Raw genomic sequence first — 24,223 nt, 5'->3', positions numbered from 1 at the left:
CCAAAATTCGCAGTCTCGCTCTTTATAGGGCGAGTGGATTGAAATAGATATCTTAGCCACTCGGTTTGCGTGTGTGCGGGAGTCTCGCTCTTTATAGGGCGAGTGGATTGAAATCGAGATGAGAGTTCATTGAACTGAAGTACCCTTCGTCTCGCTCTTTATAGGGCGAGTGGATTGAAATGTCTACGTATCTATCTACTTCAAACGATTTAATACGTCTCGCTCTTTATAGGGCGAGTGGATTGAAATATAAAATTAGTTGCATTATTTTTTATCCAAATCCGTCTCGCTCTTTATAGGGCGAGTGGATTGAAATCACCTAATTTAGTAAAGATTGGTTGCAAGCTCGACCGTCTCGCTCTTTATAGGGCGAGTGGATTGAAATTAAGGGTGGACGTGAACCTAAATCCTTTAGTAGTGTCTTGCTCTTCGTAAGGTGAGCATATTGAGAGATATGCCCAGATAACAAAACACCGGTAGGGGGGAGAACAAGTGGTTGTTTCTTTTCGAAAATTAATAGAGCTTGATTGTGAGTTTGTGGCAGGGGTCCTTGAGCAGTCTTTTAACGAGGATAGTGAGCGTGCATTTGGTGTTGGAATAAAAGGGGGTCCTCCAGGGTATAATGATGGGACACTAGTTAAGAGGGTATTCGAAAATAATCAATTGAGTAAACTGGTAATTCAGTATAACGGGATAGATTGTGGCGTGCTTGTTTTTCAAGAAGGGACGCCAAGTGTCATTGAATATTTTTGTGTTCTGCCTGTTTATACAAACAAAGGGGTAGGTAGTGCTGCGTGGCGGCAATTTGAAGCAGAGCACTCAGGGATTTGGGCGCTTGAAACGCCAGATTATTCAAAACGAAATCATCATTTTTACATAAAAAATGGCTTTATAAAGATTTCAGAAAAGGTCTATGAATCAGGGGCTCGATCATTTGTTTTCCAGAAAGATCTAGGACATAGCTGACTTTCAAAATAGTTAAGTGAAAGAAACGAATCACTAGTCAAAAACTGAATAAAATTATTAAACGAAATCATGGGGAGACCTATGATTTTTTATTTTGGTTGCAAACAGCATAGCTTAGTCAAATTCTGTTACCGTTAACAAAGGAATTTGCGTTGATGAGGTAATCGCTTTCGTCTATGATGAAGGGGAAATAAAAGAAAAGGAGAGATTTTGATGAATACATCTGCATTTTATCATCGCCCAGAAAGTGAGTATGCGTATCTTTATACGAAAGATACAATGAAAATTCGTCTACGTACAGGGATAGGTGATGTTCGTAGTGTTAGTTTGATAAAGGGAGATCCTTATCTGATTACGTTTGACAAATGGTATTTGGAAAAAACGCCAATGAAAAAAATGTTAAGCACCGATTTACATGATTATTGGGAAATTGAAACACAAAGTAAGTTCCATCGCTTGCAATACGGGTTTTGTGTAGAAGGAATAGATGGAAACGAAATTTTTTATGGGGACCAAGGAGTTTTTCCTTATCAAGAAGAGTTTTTAGAAGTGGCGAACTATTATTTCAGAATGCCGTTTTTCCAAGAAATCGATCGGTTCCACTCACCTGAATGGGTCAAAGAGACAGTGTGGTATCAAATTTTTCCTGAACGTTTTGCAAACGGCGATCCAACAAATGACCCAGAAGGAACGTTGTCTTGGGGAAGTAAACAGCCGGACCGTGAAGATTTTTTTGGTGGGGATCTGCAAGGAGTTATTGACCATTTAGATTATTTAGTTGATCTAGGTATCAATGGCATTTATTTTTGTCCAATATTCAAAGCAACTTCTAATCATAAATATGATACGATTGATTACTTTGAAATTGATCCTGATTTTGGGGATAAAGAACTTTTCAAAAAGCTAGTGGATGAAGCGCACAAACGTGGGATTCGAATTATGCTAGATGCGGTCTTTAATCATATGGGGGACTACTCCCCACAATGGCAGGATGTCATTAAAAATGGCGAAAACTCAATCTACGCGGATTGGTTCCATATCCATTCTTTCCCAGTGGACGATTACGATATGACCGATATTCCTGAAACGGCTAGAAATTTAAGCTTTGATACATTTGCTTTTACACCTCACATGCCTAAATTAAATACGGCAAATCCTGAAGTTCAAGCGTATTTGTTAGATATTGCGACGTATTGGATTCGTGAATTTGATATTGATGCTTGGCGTTTAGATGTAGCTAATGAAGTGGATCATCATTTTTGGAAAAGATTTCGTAAAGAGGTTACAGCAATTAAAGAAGATTTTTATATTTTGGGTGAAATTTGGCATTCTTCACAAAGCTGGCTCCAAGGCGATGAATTCCATGCCGTTATGAATTACGCATTTACAGATAATATCAAGGACTTTTTCGTGAATAAGAAAATTTCCCCTAGTAAAATGGTTAGTGGGATGAATAGTCAACAGCTATTATATAGAGATCAAACGAACGAGGTCACGTTCAACATTCTTGATTCACATGATACAGCAAGGATTTTAACGATTTGTAACGGAGATAAAGACTTAGCGAAAGCGACGTTAGCCTTTATGTTTTTACAAAAGGGTTCTCCTTGTATTTATTATGGTACTGAAATTGGCATGCTTGGAGACAATGATCCGGATTGTCGTCGTTGTATGGTTTGGGAAGAAGATGGTCAGGACTTAGCTATGTTGGCTTATACGAAGGAGTTAATCAAATTACGCAAAGAGTATTCTGACGTGATTACGTATGGTGATTTACAATGGCAGCGAGTTGAAGATAACGGGCGGCTGTTATTAAGTAAAACGACCGCGGATGGGACACAGTTACTGGCATTTTTTAACGAATCGGCGCAATCGGTTTCGTTAGATGTCCAAGGAGAGATTCTTCTTTCACAGAAAACAACTCCGGATGAAGCAGGTGGGTTTTTTGTGGAAAATCATGGATTTGTCATATATAAATGTGAAAAATAACGGAATAGAATTCTGTTACCGGTAACAATTAGAAAACGCTTGCTTCAAAAGTGAAGCGATTGCATAATATGAGTGTAAACAAATAATTAAGGGGGCAAGGAAAATGAGAAAAGCAAATTGGCGTAAATTAGGTTTAGGATTATTATCAGCAGCAGCAGTGATGACTTTAGCAGCATGTGGTGGTTCAAATGACAAGAAGGATGCCGCAAAGGATGATAAAACATTACAAGTTTCTGTTGGGAAAGATTACGTTGAATATGTGAATGATATTAAAGGGGCTTTTGAAAAAGAAAATGATGTAAAGGTTGAAGTGGTTGAAAAGGATATGTTTGACCAAATGGATGCATTACAGCTTGATGGGCCTGCTGGAAAAGGACCAGATGTTACTATGTCACCGTATGATCGGGTGGGGCAACAAGGATCTCAAGGGAATTTAGCAGAAGTGAAATTAGCAGATGATGGTCGTTATACAGATACGGACAAACGACAAGTAGCGACTGACGAAAAAGTCTACGGCGCACCAGCAATGATTGAAGCAGTTGTTTTATTCTACAACAAAGATTTAATTTCCGAAGCACCAAAAACTTTTGCAGATTTAGAAGCTATTTCAAAAGATAAAAAATATGAAGAAGATGGCAAAAATGTTGGTTTCTTAGCTCGTTGGACTGACTTCTACTACACATATGGTTTGTTAGCTGGATACGGTGGTTATGTGTTTGGAGATGACGGAAAAGATGCTTCTGATGTTGGTTTAGGAAACAAAGGGGCAATTGAAGGAATTACGTATGCGACAGAGTGGTTCCAAAATGTTTGGCCTCAAGGAATGTTAGATGTTAAAGCCAATGAAAACTTGATGTTAGATTACTTTAACCAAGGCAAAACAGCGGCAATCATTTATGGACCATGGGGAGCTAGTGGGTTTAAAGATGCAGGAGTTAACTATGGCGTAGCTAAAATCCCAACATTGAAAAACGGGGAAGCTTACCAAACATTTGGTGGCGGTAAAGCTTGGGTTGTAAGTAACTTTGCCAAAAATAAAGAAGTTGCTCAAAAATTCTTAGACTATGTGACAAATGAAGAGAATCAAACAAAACTTTATGATATGAGAAATGATATTCCAGCAAATGCACAAGCACAAGAAAAGGTAAAAGGCAATGATGATCCAATTGCCGCCGCAGTAATTGAACAGTATGGGGTATCTCAACCAATGCCAAATATTCCAGAAATGGCTGAAGTTTGGTCTGGAGCTGAAAACATGATGTTTGATGCTGGCTCAGGAAACATGTCACCAGAAGAAGCTTCAGGTAATGCAGTGAAAACAATTAAAGAAGCAATTGAACAAAAATATTAAGCAGTAATGACTAAAAAATGATAGGTAAATAGGCTGGAGTGACTTAAGTTCTCTCCAGCCTCAATTTTAAAGGGGGGATTTTCAATGGATAACCAAAAACGTAACCCGCAAAAAGCGATGTTACTATCCATTGTTCCTGGATTGGGACAACTGTATAACAAGCAAGTGGTGAAAGGTATAATTTTTCTTGCGGTATTTTTCTTGTTTGTTTTAGAAATGATCTTATTTGGTGGACAAGCTTTAGCGGGATTTTTCACACTAGGCTCTGTACCTATGCAAGATAATTCATTATTTATGCTCATCGAAGGAACGTTACAGATTATTATCACTGTTATTTTTATTTTTATTTGGGTTCTTAACTTGCGCGATGCCAAAAAAGTCGCTGAGACGATTAATCGTGGAATGAAGGTGACAAATACATCAAAAGAATTAGTTTCGAATGTTTATGAGAATGGGTTTCCGTACTTATTAACGATTCCTGCGTACTTAGTAATGACTGTAGCAATTATTTTTCCCGTTTTAGTGACGCTGTTCATGGCATTTACTAATTACGACTTTAAACATATTCCGCCAGCGAATTTACTGGATTGGGTTGGGTTTAAGAATTTTTCAAATATCTTTACTTTAAGCTCTTACCGTGAAACATTTGTCAAGGTTTTTAGTTGGACAGTCATTTGGACAGTCTGTGCAACGACTTTACAACTTACTTTAGGTATTTTGGTAGCGGTGGTTGCGAATCAAAAATTCTTGAAGTTTCGGCGTTTCTTCGGCGTTATTTTCTTATTACCTTGGGCAGTGCCGGCCTTTATCACTATTATGAGCTTCTCTAATATTTTTAATGATACCGCTGGGGCGATTAATACACAGGTTATTCCATTGCTAAACCAGCTTCCATTAATCAATATTCCGATGATAGCTTGGAAGACAGATCCATTTTGGACGAAAACAGCGATTATTCTGATTCAAGGTTGGTTAGGCTTTCCTTATATTTATGTGATGGTTACAGGGATTTTGCAATCTATCTCAGAGGATTTATACGAAGCTGCTAAAATGGATGGAGCTAATGCGCTTCAACGTTTTAAAAATATCACGTTACCAGCGATTTTCTTAGTTGCAGCACCGACATTTGTGACACAATATACGGGAAACTTTAATAACTTTTCAATGATTTATCTATTTAATAATGGTGGCCCTGGAAGCTTAGGTGGTGGAGCTGGTTCAACCGATATTTTGATTTCCTGGATTTACAAACTAACAACAGGTGGTTCACCACAATATTCTGTGGCTTCTGCGATTACCTTAATTATTTCGTTTATCGTTATTTCTGTGTCGTTGGTTGTCTTTAAACGAACAAATGCATTTAATATGGAGGATTAGACATGAAAAAAAATAGTTCAGAAAAACGCAAGAAATTCTTAACCAAATTTTTTACCTATTTATTTCTTGTCGTCTTATCAATCGTTATTATCTACCCGTTATTAATTACGGCAACTTCCGCTTTTAAGCCAGGAAATCTGATTGCCTTTAAGCTAGACTTTAACACGCAATGGACCTTAGAAAATTTTTCTCGTTTGTTTAATGAGACACTTTATGGAGAATGGTACAAGAATACGCTATTAGTAGCTATTTCCACAATGGTCTTTCAAGTTATCATTGTCACACTTGCAGGTTACACGTATAGTCGTTACCGGTTTGCAGGACGGAAGAAGAGTTTGATGTTCTTTTTGATTATTCAAATGGTGCCTACGATGGCGGCTTTAACGGCTTTTTATGTGATGGCAGTGTTAACTAATGGACTTGACCAATACTGGTTCTTGACTTTGATTTATATTGGTGGCGGAATCCCGATGAATACTTGGCTTATGAAGGGCTACTTTGATACAGTGCCAATCGATTTAGATGAGTCAGCAAAACTGGATGGTGCAGGCCACTTCCGAATTTTTGCACAAATAGTGTTACCCTTAGTTCGGCCAATGGTGGCGGTTCAAGCACTGTGGGCATTCATGGGGCCGTTCGGAGACTTCATGTTGGCCCGTTTCTTATTAAGAACGCCAGAGCGATTAACTGTCGCAGTCGGCTTACAAACATTTATTAATGATGCTAGAAATCAACGGGTGGCTTTATTTGCGGCTGGTGCGATTTTAATTGCTTTGCCGATTTCAGTATTATTCTTCTTTTTACAAAAACACTTTGTGACTGGATTAACTTCGGGTGGAACAAAGGGCTAGAAAGGTTGATTTTCTTTGAAAACAGACGGATTTCCAATCAATTATTTTCAATCAATTCTCTCACCACAAAAGATTTTTAATTTTCGAAAACAATTTAATTGGTTTCAATTACTTGTTCTTTATCTATTTTTGACAGCCTTGTTAGTGATTCCAGCGACGCTTTCTTTTGCAGGGATGAAAACAATCGATGAGACTCAGTTTATGCCTCATGTGAAAGATCTGTTAACAGCACAGGTGGCACGTGAGGTTCAGCAGCTGTCTGTTGAAAAGGGCCAGTTGAAGGAATTACAGACGAAAGTTTTTGAAACGACTAAGACAGAGATAGGTACAGGGATTATCGGTACAAACTTATCGGAAGAACAAGTGAATGAAACGGAGTATAGTCTAAATTTTCAAGAAAATAAGTGGCAAATTCGCGAGCGTATAGATGGGAAATCGTACACCTATCAGATGAACTATTCCAATAAGTTTGCTCCTGAAAAGGTGACGAGCCAGGAAATGTTACAAAAAGTAATTAATGAAGAATTTGTTCGTAATAATCGTTCGTCGTTGATTTTAACGATGAGTGTGACAACAACCTTCTTGTTATTTATGATGAACCTTTTACTTGTCTTAGGTGCGGCCTTTTTCCTTTGGTTAACCAAAAAAAGTCGCTTATCTTCCATCGAATCTTATACTGAAAGCTTGAGTATGGTTTTGATGAGCATGGGGGCTAGTTCAATTATTGCGCTGTTGGTTGGGCTTGTTCATTTTGATATTACTGTGATGATTGGGATTCAGTCATTTGGCCTAATTGTGATGTTATTTGCTAGTTATGTAAAAACACGTTTTAAAGAGAAACGAGAAAGTGGGGCACAACCAGATGTACAAACGACTTTTTGATATAGATCCATGGAAAATCGCGACTCATTCGCTTGATAGAGAAAATAAACGCTTGATGGAGAGTTTAACTTCCATTGGTAATGGTTACATGGGAATGCGTGGCATGTTTGAAGAGACTTATACTGGCGATACGCACCAAGGAACGTATCTTGCAGGGGTTTGGTTTCCAGATAAGACTCGCGTTGGTTGGTGGAAAAACGGCTATCCTGATTATTTTGGAAAAGTCATTAATGCCACGAATTTTATCGGGGTGAAGATTGTGGTAAACAATCAAGAACTCGATTTGGCCAAACAAGAAGTGAACGATTTTTACGTGGAATTAGATATGAAGAACGGCTTGTTAAGTCGGACGTTTATTTATCAAACAGCCGAAACCAAAATCAAATTTACTTTTGAACGGTTTGTCAGCATTGTTCAACGAGAGCTTGCTTTTATTCGTTTGACGATGACTGTTTTAGAAGGTACGCCAAAGCTTTCTGTTAGCTCATTAGTTGATGGTCAAGTAAAAAACGAAGACAGTAACTACGAAGAGATGTTTTGGCTTGAAAAAAATCGTCAGCTTTTAGGGGACGTGCAAGCTTTAACGGTACAAACAATTGAGAATCCTTTTGAAGTTCCTCAATTTAGCGTGACTACAGCAATAAAAAATCTTGGAGACTTACCAAATGGTCAAGAGATTCAAGCACCTTTATTAGTTGGTCAGACATATGAGTGGCAGGCTGAAAAGAGAAGTTATTCATTAGAGAAAATGGTAGCTGTAGTAACTAGCCGAGATGTGGCGGAAGAAAAACAAGTGATAAAAGCGACAGAATTGCTAGAAGTAGCTGGCAATAAAAATTTTGATCAACACTTACAAGAGCAAACGGCTGCTTGGCAAAAACGCTGGAATCGTGCAGATGTTCAAATTAAAGGTGACGCCGAAGCACAACAAGGAATTCGTTTTAATTTGTTCCAATTGTTCTCAACCTATTATGGCGAAGATGAACGATTGAATGTTGGCCCTAAAGGTTTTACGGGAGAAAAATATGGTGGAGCAACTTATTGGGATACAGAAGCTTATATTGTGCCAATGTATTTGTCTGTTGCAGATGCTTCCGTGACCAAACGATTGTTAGAATATCGATATGACCAGCTTCCCGGAGCGTTTATCAATGCGCAACGTCAAGGGCTTAAAGGAGCGTTATACCCAATGGTGACCTTCACAGGAGTGGAGTGTCATAATGAGTGGGAGATTACCTTTGAGGAAATCCATAGAAATGGGTCGATTGCCTATGCTATCTATAACTATACGAACTATACAGGAGATAGAAGCTATATTGATTCTGACGGGATTAAGGTGTTAGTTTCAATTGCTCGTTTTTGGGCAGACCGTGTGCACTACTCCAAACGTCATAAGGCCTATATGATTCATGGTGTGACAGGGCCAAATGAGTATGAAAATAATGTCAATAACAACTGGTACACCAACACGATTGCCGCTTGGGTACTACGGTATACGCTGGAAAACTATGAATTGGCTCAAGCAGAATCAAAAGCGCAGCTGCAGGTCACAGAAGAGGAAAAAGCGCAGTGGCAAGAAATCGCTGCTCATATGTATCTGCCAAAAGATGATGACTTAGGTGTGTTTGTTCAACATGATACATTTTTGGATAAAGAATTGATGTCTGCGGCAGATTTACCAGAAAGCGCGCGACCGCTGAATCAAAATTGGTCATGGGATCATATTTTGCGGAGCTGTTTTATTAAACAAGCGGATGTCCTGCAAGGGATTTATTACTTTGGTCATGAATATACATTAGAAGAAAAAGAACGAAATTTTGATTTTTATGAGCCAATGACGGTACATGAATCCTCATTGTCGCCGTGTGTTCATTCAATTTTAGCGGCTGAATTGGGCAAAGAAGAGAAGGCGGTAGAGCTGTATGCAAGAACCGCTCGCTTAGATTTGGACAACTATAATAATGACACAGAAGATGGTCTTCATGTTACCTCTATGAGCGGGAGCTGGTTAGCGATTGTTCAAGGTTTTGCTGGGATGCGAACATTTGGTGGCCAACTGCGATTTGCCCCGTTTTGTCCGGCGAATTGGGACGGGTATTCTTTCCCGATTGGGTATCAAGATCGTCTAATAGAGGTTAGTGTAACGAAGGAAAGCTTAATGCTTCGTTTATTAGAAGGTGAGCCGCTCGAAGTGGTTCTATTTGAGAAAACGCAGATGTTAAAAACAGTTATTGAACAAACTTTATAAGAAATGAAAGACCACTTGAAATCAGCTGATACTGGTTGGAATAGTGGTCTTTTTGGTGATTTACAAGATACTTACTGTTATTTACTATCCTCAAGCTGTATTACTTGAGTCCTTTTCAAGATGGTGGTAAGCTAAGTTTGTGAAAAAAAGTTCAGTGGGATTTACTGATAAATGATTAGGAGGAAATCAAATGAAGAAACAACTTGGAATTGCCGTGGCAAGTATCGCCGCATTATTTTTATTAGGAGCATGTAGTAGTGATAAATCGTCAAGCAGTGAGTCATCTCAAGCAGCTTCATCAAGTAGTGTTGCGAGTACAGAAAGTTCTTCAACAACTGCTTCTTCAGCTGAAGCAGTCAACTATAAAGATGGCGAATACCGTGCAGAAGCGAAAGAGTTTGACGATAAGGGTTGGAAAGAGTATGTCGTAGTGAAAATTGCGGATGGAAAAATTACAGAAGCAGAATTTAATGCAGAAGATAAAGATGGCAAACTGAAAACAGAGGATGCCGACTATAAAGAAAATATGAACAAGGTCAATAAGACATATCCTGAAAAATACATGAAGGAATTGAGCGACGCTTTAGTTGAAAAACAAAAAGCATCAGATGTAGAAGCTGTTACAGGTGCGACACATTCCTCATCAGACTTTGTGGCTTTAGCAAATGAAGCATTAAGTTATGCAGCTAAAGGAGAAGTAGGAACACACGTTGTCGATTTAAGTGAATAGTCGTTATAATGAATAAAGATAGCTTCAAGGGGGATTTCTGTTGAATTTCTTCTTGAAGTTTTTTTGATGAAGAAAAAAGCTTGTAGAAAAAATGAGGAGAGCTACGTGTGATTTCTTTTATTTTTATGAAAATTCCTTATAATATCAGTATGAAACCTATTAGAATGAGGGAATGTATGGTAAGATAATAAAAAAAGTGTATATAAAAAAGGATGACATTTATGGAGAATAACCCAAATATCAAGCGCAAACATTTTCGCTTTCCTGCGTATGACGATGAAACAGGAGTAAAATTGCCAGCTGAAAATCGCCGTGTCTTATTTGGTAATGAAGAAGATTTTATTACAGCAGAAAAATCAGGAGAGGCCGATGAACGAGGCGTTCGTCGCTCACATAAAATGACGAATGAGAAACAGGGGCACTCCATTCAGCAAAAAGAAGAGCTAGCAAAACATAGAGCTAATTTGCCAGATTATAATAAACCTAGGAAAACGGAGATTACTCCTACTGGGAAACAAAACTTATTTGGTGAACAACATAAACATGTGGCAAACTTAGCGAAAACTAGAACTGCTGAGCATCGTTCAGAGCCGATGCGTTCAACAAAAAAAAATTATTCAGGTCGTTCCTATTTCGTACCCAAATATATTCCAGCCTCAATTATTCCCGATGAACCAACGTCAACGGTTAAAGAGGATGAGTTACTAAGCTCAATGAAAAAAACAGAGCAGTCATTCTTAATGTTTGATACGGAACCAGCTGCCTTCCAAGAACGGACAGATGAGGATCCATCTGTGAAAAAGTTCAATAAACCGAAGTCAACTGAAGTCAAAATCAATCGAAAAGAGTACAAAAAGATGACTAGCCCAAAAGAAGATAATAGTAAAAAATCACGTGCTATTTTGGACCGCTCGTTAAGTGGTTTGATTGAAGAAGAAAGCACAGATTTAGAAAAAAACGGGTATTTTAAATAAAATAAGAGGAGGTTGTAAGAAGCGAAAAATGTTTCTTACAACCTTTTTAATTTTTAACTAGTGAACAAAAAAAAATTGGCGATTTAAGCTCCGTTTAAGCTCAGCGAGGTATGCTGTTTTTATCAAATGAATGGAGGGAAAGTCGATGAGATTGAAATGGTTGAAAAGTTTATTAAAAAAAGCACCTGTTTCCCGAATTGATCCATATGAAGTAGACAACGAATTTATGCTGGTAAAGGATTTTCCGAATACGGATAAGAAATAAAAAAAAGGACACATAATTGCAGCTGGAACAGAGCAGAAATGACTCGGTTTAGCTGGCAATTATGTGTTTTATTGATTGTACACCCGTGGAAAACGTGAATGAACCCTATTTGTGTTAAAGTTGAATTACTCAAAACAACACACAAAAAAAGCTCATTCTATTCTAGCGTGAAATCAACAGAAATTTATTGAGCAAAGCGAGAAATTATTAATTTTTGTCATTAATTGACTCAAGGGGGATCAAACCCCACGAAAAAGTTCATTGCAGACATGATTTACGGTATCGCAAAAAAATAAATCACCTCTTCTCTCTGAAATTAGTCGTGCCTTTGAGGAAGAGATTGACCTGCTTTCGACAATTAAATGGTTAAGTCGAAATGTAAAAGAATTTGAGGACTATGCAAAACTTTATGCCAACTATACAGCTATTATGAAATAGTATTTGAAAGACGATATGTTAGTCATTGTGGACAATTCTGATATCGTCAAACCTTAGGGCGAACAACTTGAAGCCTTGCATCGTGTACATGACGGATCAAAAAGGCGGCACTGAAATAAGCTATATGGCCGCGAACATGTCAGTTGCTACCTAAAAAACGAAACACCCAATTGTGAAGGTCCAAAATTTGTCCGTTTTAAAGTACAAGGAAGTGATAAAGGTAACTATGACTGGTGCCAGCATCGTCATGTTATTTAATTAGAAACACATTAAAATATAAGTGGAATCCCATATTGAATAGATATAATTAAGTGTCCACAAAAAACGATTCAGGAGGAAAAACATTATGAAAAGTTTAAAGATTTCATAATTGTTTTGTTACCTGGCAACATTGATTATGGCGGTCAGTCCATTCATATTTTCTGGAGTTGTTGTTCAAGCATTTGAAATGTCTGGAAATCATTCAAGTATCATGAAGAGTTCTGCAGTAACTATTCCTAACCTAGCAGATGCAGAAACTATTTATCAAGATAAAGATGGTAATATCTACACGAAGAATGAAATAATTGTACAAACTGGACCACTAGATCCAAGATTACAGCCTTTTTCTTCTGCTAGTGTTATCACAGTTGGTATTTTGTGGAAGTATACTTCAAAATCTGATGGAACAAGGCTGAGGAACACTTTTAGGAATGCAGCTACTGCAGAAGGTATCTTGGGAATAATGGCGGCAATTGCAGCTGCCGGTATCGAAACTGGTCCTATAGCTTCAATACTAGCAGTTATTGCTGGACTTGGAGCCTTGGCGTTCTCTAAGCGATTTACTGAAGGCGCAAATTTGATTGCAAATCACCCTAAATCCGGTAAAATATATATGTATTTAGATCATTGCACGTATAGTAAATAAAGATTTTGAGTGAGGAGGATATTATGGATTATTTATTTGGAATCCCTATAATATTTATAATATTCTATATCACTAGTGTTGCGCAAATATAGTCAGAATAATCTGAAAACTATCTTTCGCTAAAATTTTAAAAAAAGTCGAATGCTTACGCAAGGGATGACTTTTTTTCAGAAAATTTTGGTCGTATTTAACTGAATCCTAAAAGCGTCGACAACGTATTTAGTCAAAATCACCCGGGTCTGTGGCGCTCTAACCAGATTTCTGCAGGCTCAAAACGTAGATAATGAAATGAGCGCTTTAACTGGAAAAGTGTCGCTACCGAATTCAATTCGATCTTTACCAAATAGGTTAACAGCGTCGCGATAAGGGTGAGAATCACTTGATTAATTGCACCTTGTTCGCTTCGTGAGTAAAGTTGCTTGATTGCCAGATTCTGTTTTAAATGTTTGAAAAACAGCTCAATTTGCCAACGTGCTTGATACATGTCGGCGACTTCATTTGGCGAAATATCAAAACGATTGGTAACGATTCGCAAGAGACGTTGACCTTTCGTCAAAACGGTCACAAGACGAAATCGTTCGGTGACGTGATTGTTTCCGCCGCCTAAAATGACGTGTTGATCACTGATAAGTTGACCGTCTGTTGTTTTTGGATTCACGAGTTCAATTTGTTCTAAGACTGTAATCGTCGTATTGGATTTTGTTCGTGTCACAAAGAAATAACCGTCATTGTGCAGGCGATCCAGCAGTTTGTAATCAAAATAGCCGCGATCCACAACATAGGTCGCTTCTGTTTTGTCCACTAAACATTCGAAATGATTCCGGTCATGTTCTTCGGCATTAGTAATCGTAAAATGTTCTGGGTATTGATTGGTTTTGTCCAGATAACAGAGGTTCAAATGAAGCTTGATACCTGCTTTAGTTTTCCGAAAATTTGCCCATGGAAACCGCGTCTTATTCAACGGGATCGTGGTTGAATCAACAAGTTGAAGGCTAGTTGTTTTTGAACTTGGTCGTTCTTTTGCCACTTTCTGAGCCAACTGCGCAAAGATCTCCATTAGAACTTCTTGACTGATTTCAGGAATTTTACGAGAAAGTGAACTGTAGCACAGCGAATCTATGCCTATTTCTTGGCGAAGACTTCGATCCATAAAGGATCTGTCCATTTCGAGAAAGCTTGGAAGCTCTTCATAAACGGCATGTAACAGAACTTTAATTGTGGTCGTGAAGTCCAGTTTTTTACTGTAAGAATTAAATTGTTGCATCCAATTTTTGGCTTCTTCCGATAAATTATTCAAATTTATTGAAGAAAACCATTTCTGAAATGAAGTTTTTGAGTTATACTTATCCATGTTGTGGTCCTTTTTATTGGTCTTGGATAAGTCATCCAAGAGTAGTATAAAGGATTTTTTTTTGTCTGGATAGCTTTATATCAAGTTTTAGATAGGTTGAGGAGTCTTTGCAACACTAGTGATTCTATATAATGAAAAAAAAGAGAGTCGTTTGGAAGAATCAGAGAATGGCATATACGATTCTTACAATCTCTCTTTTATTAAGTATCATCATAGTAGTTTATCTATTCTTTTGGTTCAATAATATTGTAGGTAATCAGTGAAAGAATGATGTGGACACTTTACTGGGAGTCTACTAATCTAAACTACGCATTAACCTATAAAAAAATTTGTAATGCTAGCGTAGTAACAGGCAGAGAGGGACTTCCTTCTCTGTTTTTTGGCTTTTCTGGGTGTAACAACTCAGTATAGAGATGAGCGAAGAATCCTCCTAAAATAAACCTACTGCTTAATTGTTTTTGCTAGCAATTTTTCAATAACATGAACCAACTAGGAAAAAAGTATCTCGCACAAAAGATTTTCCAAATACGGATAAAAAATAAAAGGATATAATTGCGACTAAAAAGAGTATAAACATCTCATTTTAACTGCTAACTATGTGTTTGTTTTTTTGAAAGAATAGAAGGCAGTCGGCTAGCTAACTATTGTCAAAAAGCTATTCATCCGAATTTTTGTGATGTTGCCAATAGATAAGGAGGTTTTCTGCCCAGTCCATAGCAATACCAATTATGAACCCTAAACAGATACCAAAGAGTAAGTTAAAAAAAGCTAGGCCAATCAGAATGCCTGTAAAAAGACCTAAACCAGTGTATTTTCCATCTTGATATTCAGGTTCCAAGTTAGCCACCTCCTAAGCGTAGTATAACAGAAAAATAGCCAGAGTAGCTTGACATTCACCCCGTCCATCGGTATCATTTAGAGGTGTTGATTTTGCAGATGTGGTGGAATGGCAGACACGCACGCTTGAGGGGCGTGTGGGCGAAAGCTCGTGTGGGTTCAAATCCCATCATCTGCATAATAATAGGCAGTGCGCGGATTAAATCATCGCGTGCCAAAAAGAATGGATGAATCGCTGAGTAGTGAGCGATTCATTCATTTTTTTGTATAAGTTTATCTGTAGGACAAATAGAGAGGCTGTTTTTTGTGCTCGATTTTTTACTATTCTGTTGGTTCATATTACTTTCCTATTATTTTTTGGTTATTTGTGACGCTGTTCGTGCTATTTGTTACATGTAGAAATATTATGGAAATTATTATGATAGTATTTTATTTAAGAACAAAGCTATTTCAAAAGTATAAAACTAGAAATAAATTTTATGCTAATAACTTTCTAATAAATAAAAGTATGATAATTAACATATCTACAGACGAGAAGTTAACCCATTATTAAAAACGCTACCATTTTTATTAGCTTTAGGCTATAGTAATCAATTAAAAAAATATTGAACTAAAACAGGTTATTATTAAGAGGAATGATTTGTATATGAGGACGGTGAATAATAAATTTCAAAAAGTTTAACTAATTATAATGTTTTTTTGGAGGTCGGACATATATGAATAAATCACCAAATGATTTTTTTAATTTCCAAGTGTACTCACATGAAAATGTGTGCGTAGAGGACGATTATAGTATACTAGAGACATTTTCTCAGTATAATATTAAAAAAAAAGAATAATTTACTCTTATAAACTTTTTTCTAATGAATTAGATTGTATAAAAAAAGTGCTACCAAAGAATACGTACGATTCAGAATTTAAATTTCAGACTAGATTAATGTTATGGGTATCTTCATTTCTCTATAATCGTAGTTCAGGAAGAAAAGATATTGTTCCTCTAGAACCATTAAACACTTTAACTTTTTTTAAAGGGGAAAAAGAATTAGATGTTAACTGTCAAATATTTGCAATATTTCTATCAGAAATTTATTTATATTTTGGATTTAAAAGCAGAGTAATAACTTGTTTTCCTATAGATTTACGATATTCTGACTGTCATTGTGTTACCTTAGTATATTCAAATGAATATGCTAAATGGATTTGCTTTGATCCTTCTATGAATTGCTACTGTACAGATGTTCACAATATTCCATTAAATGTGAAAGAGATAAGAGAATTTCTTATTTTAAATAAAAAAATTAAAAGTCCAATGTTACCTAGAAGGTACTCGAAAAGTTATTTGAACTATTTAGCTAAAAATTTTATACGCTTTTCATCTATCCAAAATAACTGTTTTGGTGGATATGAAAAAAATAGGCAGAGAATAGTCTATTATTTAAATCCTGTCTTACTAAACTTCAAAGATAAAACTGATGGAAAAACAAAGATCATAAATACACAAAATGATGAGGAATTTTGGTCTTGAGTCAAAGAGGAGGGTGAAATTATGTTTAAACTATCTAGGTTTAATTATCATATAAAAAATGGAGCAGGGGATCTCTTGTTATATAATTCGTTAGTAGGACAGAATAGTTTTTTAAAAATACCTATGATTGAGGCTGAAGTTGTAAACAATTTGTTAAAGAAAAAAATTTCCTATAAATCATTCTCATCAGACTTCATCGAAAAGCTTATCGAAAAAGGATATTTGATTAGAGAGAATGTAAATGAAAACGATTTATTGAGAGGGTTATACTTAGAGACGATTGGTTCAACAGAATTAGAATTAATAATTCTGCCTACACTTGAGTGTAACTTTAGATGTAAATATTGCTATGAGACATTTGAAGACGGCCAAATGTTGTCATCGGTTCAAGAAGCAGTTGTCAAATTTGTGGAAATGAATATCAATAAGTATTCTAGAGTACATGTGGAATGGTTTGGTGGTGAACCACTAGAAGGGTTACCTGTAATTGAGTATATATCAAATAAAATTATTGATATATGCAGAAAAAAGGGGAAACCTTACTCTTCTAGTATGACAACGAATGGATACTTACTTTCCGAAAAAATTTTTAGAAAATTATTAAAATATAAAATTTTAGACTATCAACTGACAATTGATGGCTTGAAAAAAATTCATGATTATCAACGGCCGTTATTAAAAGGAGATGATTCTACTTTTGATAAGATAATTGAGAACCTATTGTCAATAAAAAAAAATATAACTAGAAAAGGCTTCAACATCACTATTCGAACTAATTTTTCCAAGGAGTTAATTCAATATATTTCATTCTATAAAGAGTATTTTGCTAGTAGGTTTGGCGAGGATAACCGTTTTACTTTCTTTGCCAGACCAGTAATGGATTGGGGAGGAGAACAAATCAAATCTTTTGAAGGTCACATCTACCAAGAAAATAAGATGATTCATAATATATATAATAATATCATTAATTCATCCGATAAACTTAGATATACTTTTGGAGAGTTTTTGAATCCTTGTGGAGGGGTTTGTTATGCATCAAAAAAAAATAGTTTTGTTATTGCTCCAAATGGTCTTGTTTACAAATGTACATTAGATTTTGTGACAAATCCAGAAGCTAAAATTGGAAAATTGATTGATAATGGAATTATGCAAATTGATGGAAATAAAGCTGCAAGTTGGATTACTCATTCTGAAGTATGTAATGAATTTGAGACCTGTTTTTTTGCTCCAAATTGTTTAGGTGAGCCTTGTCCTGCTCGTAGAGTATTGAGAAAAGATCAAAAAGTAAAATGTCCATTAGAGAAAGTGGCATTAAAGGATACACTATTACTTTTAGATGTAGAAAATAACGTATTTGAAAGGATTTCAATAGGTAATGGCGAATAAAGGCGAGATTATACAAGCACTGGGAAATGTAGGAATCACTATTAGAAATGAATCAAGTGACGTGGATATCAGAGAGTATATTAATGATTCTTTACAATATATGTTAGCTCTAGTTGAATTGGAAGACCAATTTGGTATTGAGTTTTCTGAAGATTTTTATACTTTAGATTTATTTGCTTCACTAAATAATTTAATTATAGTTGTTTCGAATTTTCAGAAGGAAATGTTCTAAAAGAAGTAGTAAGCATTTTAATCTACTCTTTTAATCATAAAAAAATTTCGACTGCTAACCCCATATAGCTTTTGAATTCTACAAGGAGGTGAAGGTTTCCAAAAATATAAAGATAGCGCATAGATAGAATAGAATTTGATACGGTCTTTATTTTAGATGTAGTTAATCAGTCATGTCTTTATTATGGGGACGAAAACATGAAAAAGAGAGAATCGAGTGATGGTTATCAGGTTAAAGTAAGGCATGGATATTTGTTGTCGAAAGTAATGCAAATAGTGAATATACTAGAAGTCAGCAAGTTCAAAAAATAAAACTATAGGAGGATACCAACATGTTGAAGTTATACAAACCAAAAAAGAAACAGAGCAAGAAAGTACACTTATATACAACAGAGCTAGGAACAAATTCTAGATGTCATGGGTGCTGAGAGTCAATTACATGCCAATATATTTTGGCATGTAATAATCGAAGTTATTAATTTCCGCAATAAAGAAAACAGTACAGATTATAACAGATGATAAAAGCTAAATAAATTAATAAACATCCGCTATTTCAATTATGTTTCAAAGAACTAGCGGATTGTTTTCAGGTGGGTGAAAAAGTGAATCAAAAGAACAAACTACTAAGACAACATAAAAAACTGTTAAAATTTTGTCTAGAGCATTCTACTCATTCTTTGTTAACTACAGAAATAATCAAGCTGGTTGTATCAATAGTAGAACCGCTTATTTTATTATATTTAACGGCTAATATTCTAACCATTTTTACTCAAGACTCGTTAACAAAGGGGATGCTGAGTATTTTTGAGTTTTTTTTGATTGTTTCTATACTTAAAATTGTTCGAATTAAAAACACAACTCATCATGCCGTGGCAATAAATCAAAATAATGATCAAGAATTCTTTTTCTATGCGCAAAGTTATGCGTGCATTCCTTATTATGAATTTGAGAAAGAAGAGACTCGCGATTTACAAAAGAGAGTAAGGATCAACACGCATAGTACGTATTTAGTTACGGAAGTCTTAAGTAGCTTTTTAGCAAGTTCTTTTCAATTAGTTGTGTATATGCTCATTTTATTTCAGTTTTCGAAATTATTCTCTCTACTGGTTCTTTGTTCAGTGGTATTCCACTATTTTGTTAGTAAAAAAATAGAAACGGCGCGCCTAAATTTTGCTGAGAGATCAGTGAGCGATGAAAGAAAAGTTTCTTACATTTATCGTTTATTAACTGATCTTGATTGGTCAAAAGAAATTAGATTAGGCAATTTCTTTCCATATTTATTAGAAAAATCAGAAACTATCCGTGCAAAATTGTTGAAAAACGGTGGAACGTTTATAGGAAAGACTCGCACCTCGTTAATTTTTATTGAAGCTGTCGTCTTTCTATTTTCTTTCTTTCAATATGGCTATATTGCTTATCAATTTTTTTCATCCAATTTGGAAATAGGGCAGTTTATTCTCATAATTGGAGCGATAAATAATCTGACCAATATTTTTCAAGCAATGACCGCTAACTTTGGTAAATGGATGATAGCTGTTGCTAAGTTTTCAGAACACCAAAAATATATGGCATTGATTCCTGAAGAAAAAAATGAAACAAGTATTTCTCAAGATGAAGGAGTTATCGAATTTCGGGAGGTTTCTTTTAACTACCCCGATAGTACTGAAACGGCGCTGTCTGAAATTAGCTTCACACTAAAAAAAGGAGAAGCATTGGCAATAGTTGGTGGAAATGGCTCAGGTAAGTCGACTATTATAAAATTGTTATGCCGATTTTATAAGCCGAGTTCAGGAAAAATATTTTATAAAGGAAAAGATATTTGGTTATATTCATCAAATGAGTGGCAGGATTTTTTATCTATTGTCTTTCAAGATTTTCAACTCTATTCTTTTTCAGTAGCCGATAATTTATCTTTAAGTTTACCTAAAAGTGAAGAAAGAATGAAAGAGGTGCTGGATGATTGGGGGATGAAGGAGAAAATCGAGCAGCTTCCTTACGGTTTGGATACGCAAATCAGTAAGCGCTTTTTCGAGGAGGGAGTCGAATTTTCTGGAGGAGAGTTACAGAAAATAGCTGGTAGTAGAGCACAATATAAAGAGGCCCCGATTTTTATATTTGATGAAGTGAACGCGAATTTTGATGTCTTTGCAGAAGAGCTCCTCTACAGCTCTTTAAACCAAATTTTAAATGGTAAGTGGTCTATTTTTATCACGCATCGTTTAGGAATGTGTCGTTTGGCAACTCAAATTATTGTTTTAGATAAGGGGAACTTGATTCAAACGGGAACTCATCAAGAATTAATCAACCAAAAGGGTGTTTATTCGAATCTATTTTGTAAACAAACATCGTATAGTTAGGGTGAATGAGAAATGAAAACATTTATTCAGGAAATATACTTTCTATCAACATTTATTTATCACCTAAACCCGAAATACAGTTTTTACTCTATTTTAGGGAGTTGCTTGCAGGCTTTGCTTGTATTCCTACCACTTTTTGTTGTGCAAGAAATATTAGATGCTCTGACCAATCTTCAGCATTTTGACACGCTAATTTTTCATATTGGCATGTTGTTAACCTTAATATTTGGCGTAAAGCTGCTGAATCGATTGATAGATGCTTCTTTGTTTGTTGGAAAAAAAGATCTAATTATTCAAGCAAAAGAAAAGGTTGCCACAATCGTCCATAAAACTCCTTATGTTCAAGCAGAAGAGAGTGATTTTCGCGATTTTTTAGCATTGGCGGAGGAAGAGGACTGTTTTGTAGATTTGTTTCAATTGCATTCGGAAGTTCTGTTGTCTTTCTTTCAGCTCATCATTTTTTTTATTATTTTGGGAAGATTATCTATTCTTCTATTCTTCTTAAGCCTACTTGTCGCTTTTGTACAAGTCTATATACAAAGTAATAATATCCTTTTATGGGAGAAATGGAAGCCCAAATATCTCCCTTTTTGGAGAAGAATTGACTATTATTTTTCCTTACTTCAGTCTGTTGAGCAAGGTAAAGAAATAAGAATGAACCATTCAAGAGAGTTTGTAAGTGGACAATTTGAGATAAATGAAAAGAGTCATATGTCAGTAAACCAAGCACATTTGACTGCTGTAGAAAAAAACTCTTTCAAAAGTGAATTCTTGTTGCTCACGCAGCAAATACTCCTTTTTATTATTTTAGGGGTTGGTGTTGTAAAAAAAACAATGACAATAGGGGATTTTTCGCTGTATTTAACTAGTGTAGAAAGACTAAATGGTCAGCTAGTTACTGGAATTACTGCAGTTTTTTCGTTACAAAAAAAACAGCTATTCATTCGCCAATTAATGAGTTATGGCCAGAATGTGCTTGGCTCAAAAGAAAAAGAGTATCCAGAAATTCCCAAACTAGTGACACTTGAGTTTCGAAATGTCTGGTTTCGTTATCCAATGAGTAAAGCATATATTTTGAAAGGCTTTTCTCTATTAATTCAAAAAGGCGAGCAGTTATCTATTGTGGGAAAAAATGGCTCGGGAAAGAGTACCTTTATACAACTTTTATCTGGCATTTACCCAATAGAACACGGACAGGTTTTGCTGAATGGAAAACCGATTGATACCTATTCACTAGAGCAACGTCAATCATTGGTTTCTATTTTATTTCAAGAGCACCGTTTATTTTCCTTTTCAGTTGAAGAGAATATTGTGGGTTCATTTGTTAAGGATGACGACCGGTTAAAAGAGGTGCTAGAGGTGTCAGGGTTAAAAGAAAAGGTTGAACAGTATCCTTTATTTTTAACAACGTATGTTGAAAAGGAATTTGATGCGGATGGACTTTCTTTTTCAGGTGGGGAGCGACAAAAAATAGCGTTAGCTCGCGCCCTGTATAAACAGTCAGAAATTATCGTCTTTGATGAGCCGACAGCAGCACTTGATTCCATGAATGAAAGTCAGGTCCTCAACAATCTGTTGGCACGGTTAGAGGATAGGACATGTATTTTTATTACTCATCGGTTTATTTTTACAAATTCCACTCATAAAATTGCCGTAATCGATAATGGAAAAGTAGCAGAGTACGGGAATCATAAAACATTAATGGAGAATCCTGAGGGACTGTATCATTCTCTGTTTAAAAAACAAAGAGAGTTATTGGAGGAGAAATATGAAGACGGTTGTCATTGTAGATAGTGGGTTAAAGCGGGAGATAATCAAAGAGAAAAATGTTCAGGGATTTGGTATACATGATAAAAAGATAATAACAGATTTCTCTGATTCCTTTGGTCATGGGACAGCAATTTATGATATTATCTCAAGAGAGATTGACTGTGAAAAAATACAAATAATAATGGTCAAGCTTTTTGAAGAGACTACTGTTGAAGAGGAAGATCTAGTTTTTGCATTAGAATATATAGAAAGTAATTTTAATGCAGATATTATAAATCTAAGTTTGGGCATAACTCAAACAATTACAAGTAGTTTACAAAAAATTTGTAAACGGCTAACTAATAAAGGCGTTTTTATTGTTTCTGCATTTGATAATGATGGGGCTATGTCATTTCCTGCAGCTTACAATGATGTTATAGGTGTTTCAACAAGCTCAGAGTGTATCTATAAAGGAGACTATGTTTATCTTGAAAATTCACCAATAAATATTTTAGCGAAAGGTAATATTCAGAGGGTATCATGGATAAAACCTAAAAAAATCTTTTTAGGAGGCAATAGCCTTGCTTGTGCACATGCCACATCTCAAATTTTAAAAATAATTCTTGGACATACAAATAAAATATCAAAAGAAAATTTAGACGATTGCTTAAAGAAAGGTGCAAAAAAAATCTGCCATTTTTTGAAAAAGGAAAGAGCACCAATATTACCTCCAATCAAAAAGGCAATATTATTTCCTTTTAATAAAGAAATGCATAGCTTGGTAAGGTTTCATGATTTATTAAATTTTTCAATAGTAGGAGTTTTTGACATTAAATATTCTGTAAATATGAATAAGAGTATTATTAATATTTTAGATGACGATTTTTGTCTAAATCAAAGAATCCAAGATATCAGTACCATTAACTGGGAAGAGTTTGATACTTTAATTATAGGGCACACAGATGCCTTGGACAAAGTGAAAAACTTTAGTAAAAATGTAGAGATGCTTATTGAAAAAGCAGAACAAACAAAGAAAAATATAATTTTTTTTGATGATAGATATAAAGAGTATATAGGCACAAACCGTAATGTTTATATTCCTGAAGTGTTAGACAAAAATATTTGTAAAGGGAAAAACCTGGGAAAATTGTTTCAAATTTCAAAACCAATTTTAGGATTTTTTGGAACGAGTAGCAGACAAGGGAAATTTACATTGCAACTTCGAATACGAAGAAAATTAATTGAAATGGGGTATCAAGTTGGACAACTCGGAACTGAACCAAGTTCTCTTTTATATCAAATGAATGAGGTATTCCCTATTGGGTATAATTCAACAATAAAAACGATTGGCGAAGAAAATATTGGGTATATAAATGAACTGATTCAAGAAGTGTCAACTAAAAAAATAGATATTATTCTGATAGGTGGGCAATCAGGGGTCGTTCCGTATGATTTTGGAAATGCCAATCAGTTTAATTTGTTAAATCAAGATTTACTTTTAGGAACCCAGCCAGATGCTGTTCTTTTATCAATTAATGTATTTGACGATTTGAGCTATATTAGACGTACAATTTCTTATTTAGAAGGTTTAGTTGATTGCAAAGTAATAGGACTTGTAATTTATCCATTTGAATATCCTAATAATTGGCAAGGAAGCTATGGTAAATTGATCAGAATTTCAAATGCTGATAAAAAAGAGATAATAGAAAAATATCAGCAAAAATTTTCATTACCAGTTTTTTTTAATGAGGATGATGAGATTGAAAAAATAATGACTGAAATAGTGAATTATTTTAGCTAGCAGGAGTA

Annotated in this window: 18 protein-coding genes, 1 tRNA gene and 1 CRISPR repeat array; of the genes, 17 read left to right on the top strand and 2 right to left on the bottom strand. The window is 35.4% G+C overall.

Annotation, left to right across the window (positions count from 1 at the left end; translation table 11 throughout):
• Positions 1-11: 11 nt before the first annotated feature.
• Positions 12-385: direct repeats of the CRISPR family, unit length 34 nt; unit sequence CGTCTCGCTCTTTATAGGGCGAGTGGATTGAAAT.
• A gap of 107 nt (positions 386-492) precedes the next feature.
• The 10 genes from IGI37_RS09055 to IGI37_RS09010 all read left to right on the top strand — a co-directional run bounded on the left by IGI37_RS09055 (position 493) and on the right by IGI37_RS09010 (position 12,978).
• Positions 493-966, top strand: a complete 474-nt coding sequence (locus IGI37_RS09055; RefSeq protein WP_438761332.1) for a GNAT family N-acetyltransferase — start codon at positions 493-495, stop codon at positions 964-966.
• 213 nt (positions 967-1,179) lie between these two features.
• Positions 1,180-2,955: a glycoside hydrolase family 13 protein gene (locus tag IGI37_RS09050; RefSeq protein ID WP_438761331.1), complete on the top strand. Its 1,776-nt coding sequence runs from the start codon at positions 1,180-1,182 to the stop codon at positions 2,953-2,955.
• 103 nt (positions 2,956-3,058) lie between these two features.
• Positions 3,059-4,306, top strand: a complete 1,248-nt coding sequence (locus tag IGI37_RS09045; protein WP_438761329.1) for an extracellular solute-binding protein — start codon at positions 3,059-3,061, stop codon at positions 4,304-4,306.
• An 84-nt stretch (positions 4,307-4,390) separates the two neighbouring features.
• Entirely contained in the window at positions 4,391-5,683 is a 1,293-nt protein-coding gene (locus IGI37_RS09040) for an ABC transporter permease subunit (RefSeq protein ID WP_438761327.1), read from the top strand.
• 2 nt (positions 5,684-5,685) lie between these two features.
• Positions 5,686-6,534, top strand: coding sequence for a sugar ABC transporter permease (locus IGI37_RS09035; protein WP_438761325.1), 849 nt, complete (start codon positions 5,686-5,688; stop codon positions 6,532-6,534).
• Between the two features lie 15 nt (positions 6,535-6,549).
• Positions 6,550-7,416, top strand: coding sequence for a DUF1189 family protein (locus IGI37_RS09030; protein ID WP_438761323.1), 867 nt, complete (start codon positions 6,550-6,552; stop codon positions 7,414-7,416).
• Positions 7,397-9,664: a glycoside hydrolase family 65 protein gene (locus tag IGI37_RS09025; protein ID WP_438761322.1), complete on the top strand. Its 2,268-nt coding sequence runs from the start codon at positions 7,397-7,399 to the stop codon at positions 9,662-9,664. Before IGI37_RS09030 ends, IGI37_RS09025 begins: the two co-directional genes overlap by 20 nt.
• A 190-nt stretch (positions 9,665-9,854) precedes the next feature.
• The gene (locus IGI37_RS09020; protein ID WP_438761320.1) at positions 9,855-10,394 is read left to right on the top strand and encodes an FMN-binding protein; all 540 of its coding nucleotides are present in this window, start codon (positions 9,855-9,857) and stop codon (positions 10,392-10,394) included.
• 221 nt (positions 10,395-10,615) lie between these two features.
• Positions 10,616-11,368, top strand: coding sequence for a hypothetical protein (locus IGI37_RS09015; RefSeq protein ID WP_438761318.1), 753 nt, complete (start codon positions 10,616-10,618; stop codon positions 11,366-11,368).
• Between the two features lie 1,100 nt (positions 11,369-12,468).
• Positions 12,469-12,978 carry a hypothetical protein gene (locus IGI37_RS09010; RefSeq protein ID WP_438761316.1) on the top strand — a complete coding sequence of 170 codons (510 nt, stop codon included), beginning with the start codon at positions 12,469-12,471 and terminating at the stop codon, positions 12,976-12,978.
• A 229-nt stretch (positions 12,979-13,207) separates the two neighbouring features.
• Here IGI37_RS09010 and IGI37_RS09005 read toward each other — a convergent pair whose 3' ends face one another.
• Positions 13,208-14,329, bottom strand: a complete 1,122-nt coding sequence (locus IGI37_RS09005) for an IS4 family transposase (protein ID WP_438761314.1) — start codon at positions 14,327-14,329, stop codon at positions 13,208-13,210.
• A gap of 655 nt (positions 14,330-14,984) precedes the next feature.
• A complete protein-coding gene (locus IGI37_RS09000; protein ID WP_438761312.1) occupies positions 14,985-15,167 on the bottom strand; it encodes a hypothetical protein in 183 nt (60 codons plus the stop codon).
• Positions 15,168-15,261: 94 nt separating this feature from the next.
• Here IGI37_RS09000 and IGI37_RS08995 point away from each other — a divergent pair.
• The 7 genes from IGI37_RS08995 to IGI37_RS08965 all read left to right on the top strand — a co-directional run bounded on the left by IGI37_RS08995 (position 15,262) and on the right by IGI37_RS08965 (position 24,215).
• Positions 15,262-15,344 (top strand) — tRNA-Leu (locus tag IGI37_RS08995).
• Between the two features lie 759 nt (positions 15,345-16,103).
• Entirely contained in the window at positions 16,104-16,691 is a 588-nt protein-coding gene (locus IGI37_RS08990; protein ID WP_438761310.1) for a hypothetical protein, read from the top strand.
• Positions 16,692-16,712: 21 nt separating this feature from the next.
• Positions 16,713-18,077: a radical SAM protein gene (locus IGI37_RS08985; RefSeq protein WP_438761308.1), complete on the top strand. Its 1,365-nt coding sequence runs from the start codon at positions 16,713-16,715 to the stop codon at positions 18,075-18,077.
• Entirely contained in the window at positions 18,067-18,309 is a 243-nt protein-coding gene (locus IGI37_RS08980; RefSeq protein ID WP_438761306.1) for a hypothetical protein, read from the top strand. Before IGI37_RS08985 ends, IGI37_RS08980 begins: the two co-directional genes overlap by 11 nt.
• Positions 18,310-18,910: 601 nt before the next feature.
• Positions 18,911-20,665: an ABC transporter ATP-binding protein gene (locus IGI37_RS08975; RefSeq protein WP_438761304.1), complete on the top strand. Its 1,755-nt coding sequence runs from the start codon at positions 18,911-18,913 to the stop codon at positions 20,663-20,665.
• Positions 20,666-20,677: 12 nt separating this feature from the next.
• Positions 20,678-22,459 carry an ATP-binding cassette domain-containing protein gene (locus IGI37_RS08970; protein ID WP_438761302.1) on the top strand — a complete coding sequence of 594 codons (1,782 nt, stop codon included), beginning with the start codon at positions 20,678-20,680 and terminating at the stop codon, positions 22,457-22,459.
• Complete coding sequence (locus IGI37_RS08965; protein WP_438761300.1) at positions 22,434-24,215, top strand: DUF1611 domain-containing protein; 1,782 nt, start codon at positions 22,434-22,436, stop codon at positions 24,213-24,215. Before IGI37_RS08970 ends, IGI37_RS08965 begins: the two co-directional genes overlap by 26 nt.
• Positions 24,216-24,223 lie beyond the last annotated feature (8 nt).

The sequence above is a fragment of the Enterococcus sp. AZ194 genome (genome assembly GCF_051713825.1).
In the GTDB taxonomy this organism is placed as follows: Bacteria; Bacillota; Bacilli; order Lactobacillales; family Enterococcaceae; genus Enterococcus_K.
Note: the sequence above shows the minus strand (reverse complement) of the source record. Positions and strands in the feature narration are given on the sequence as shown.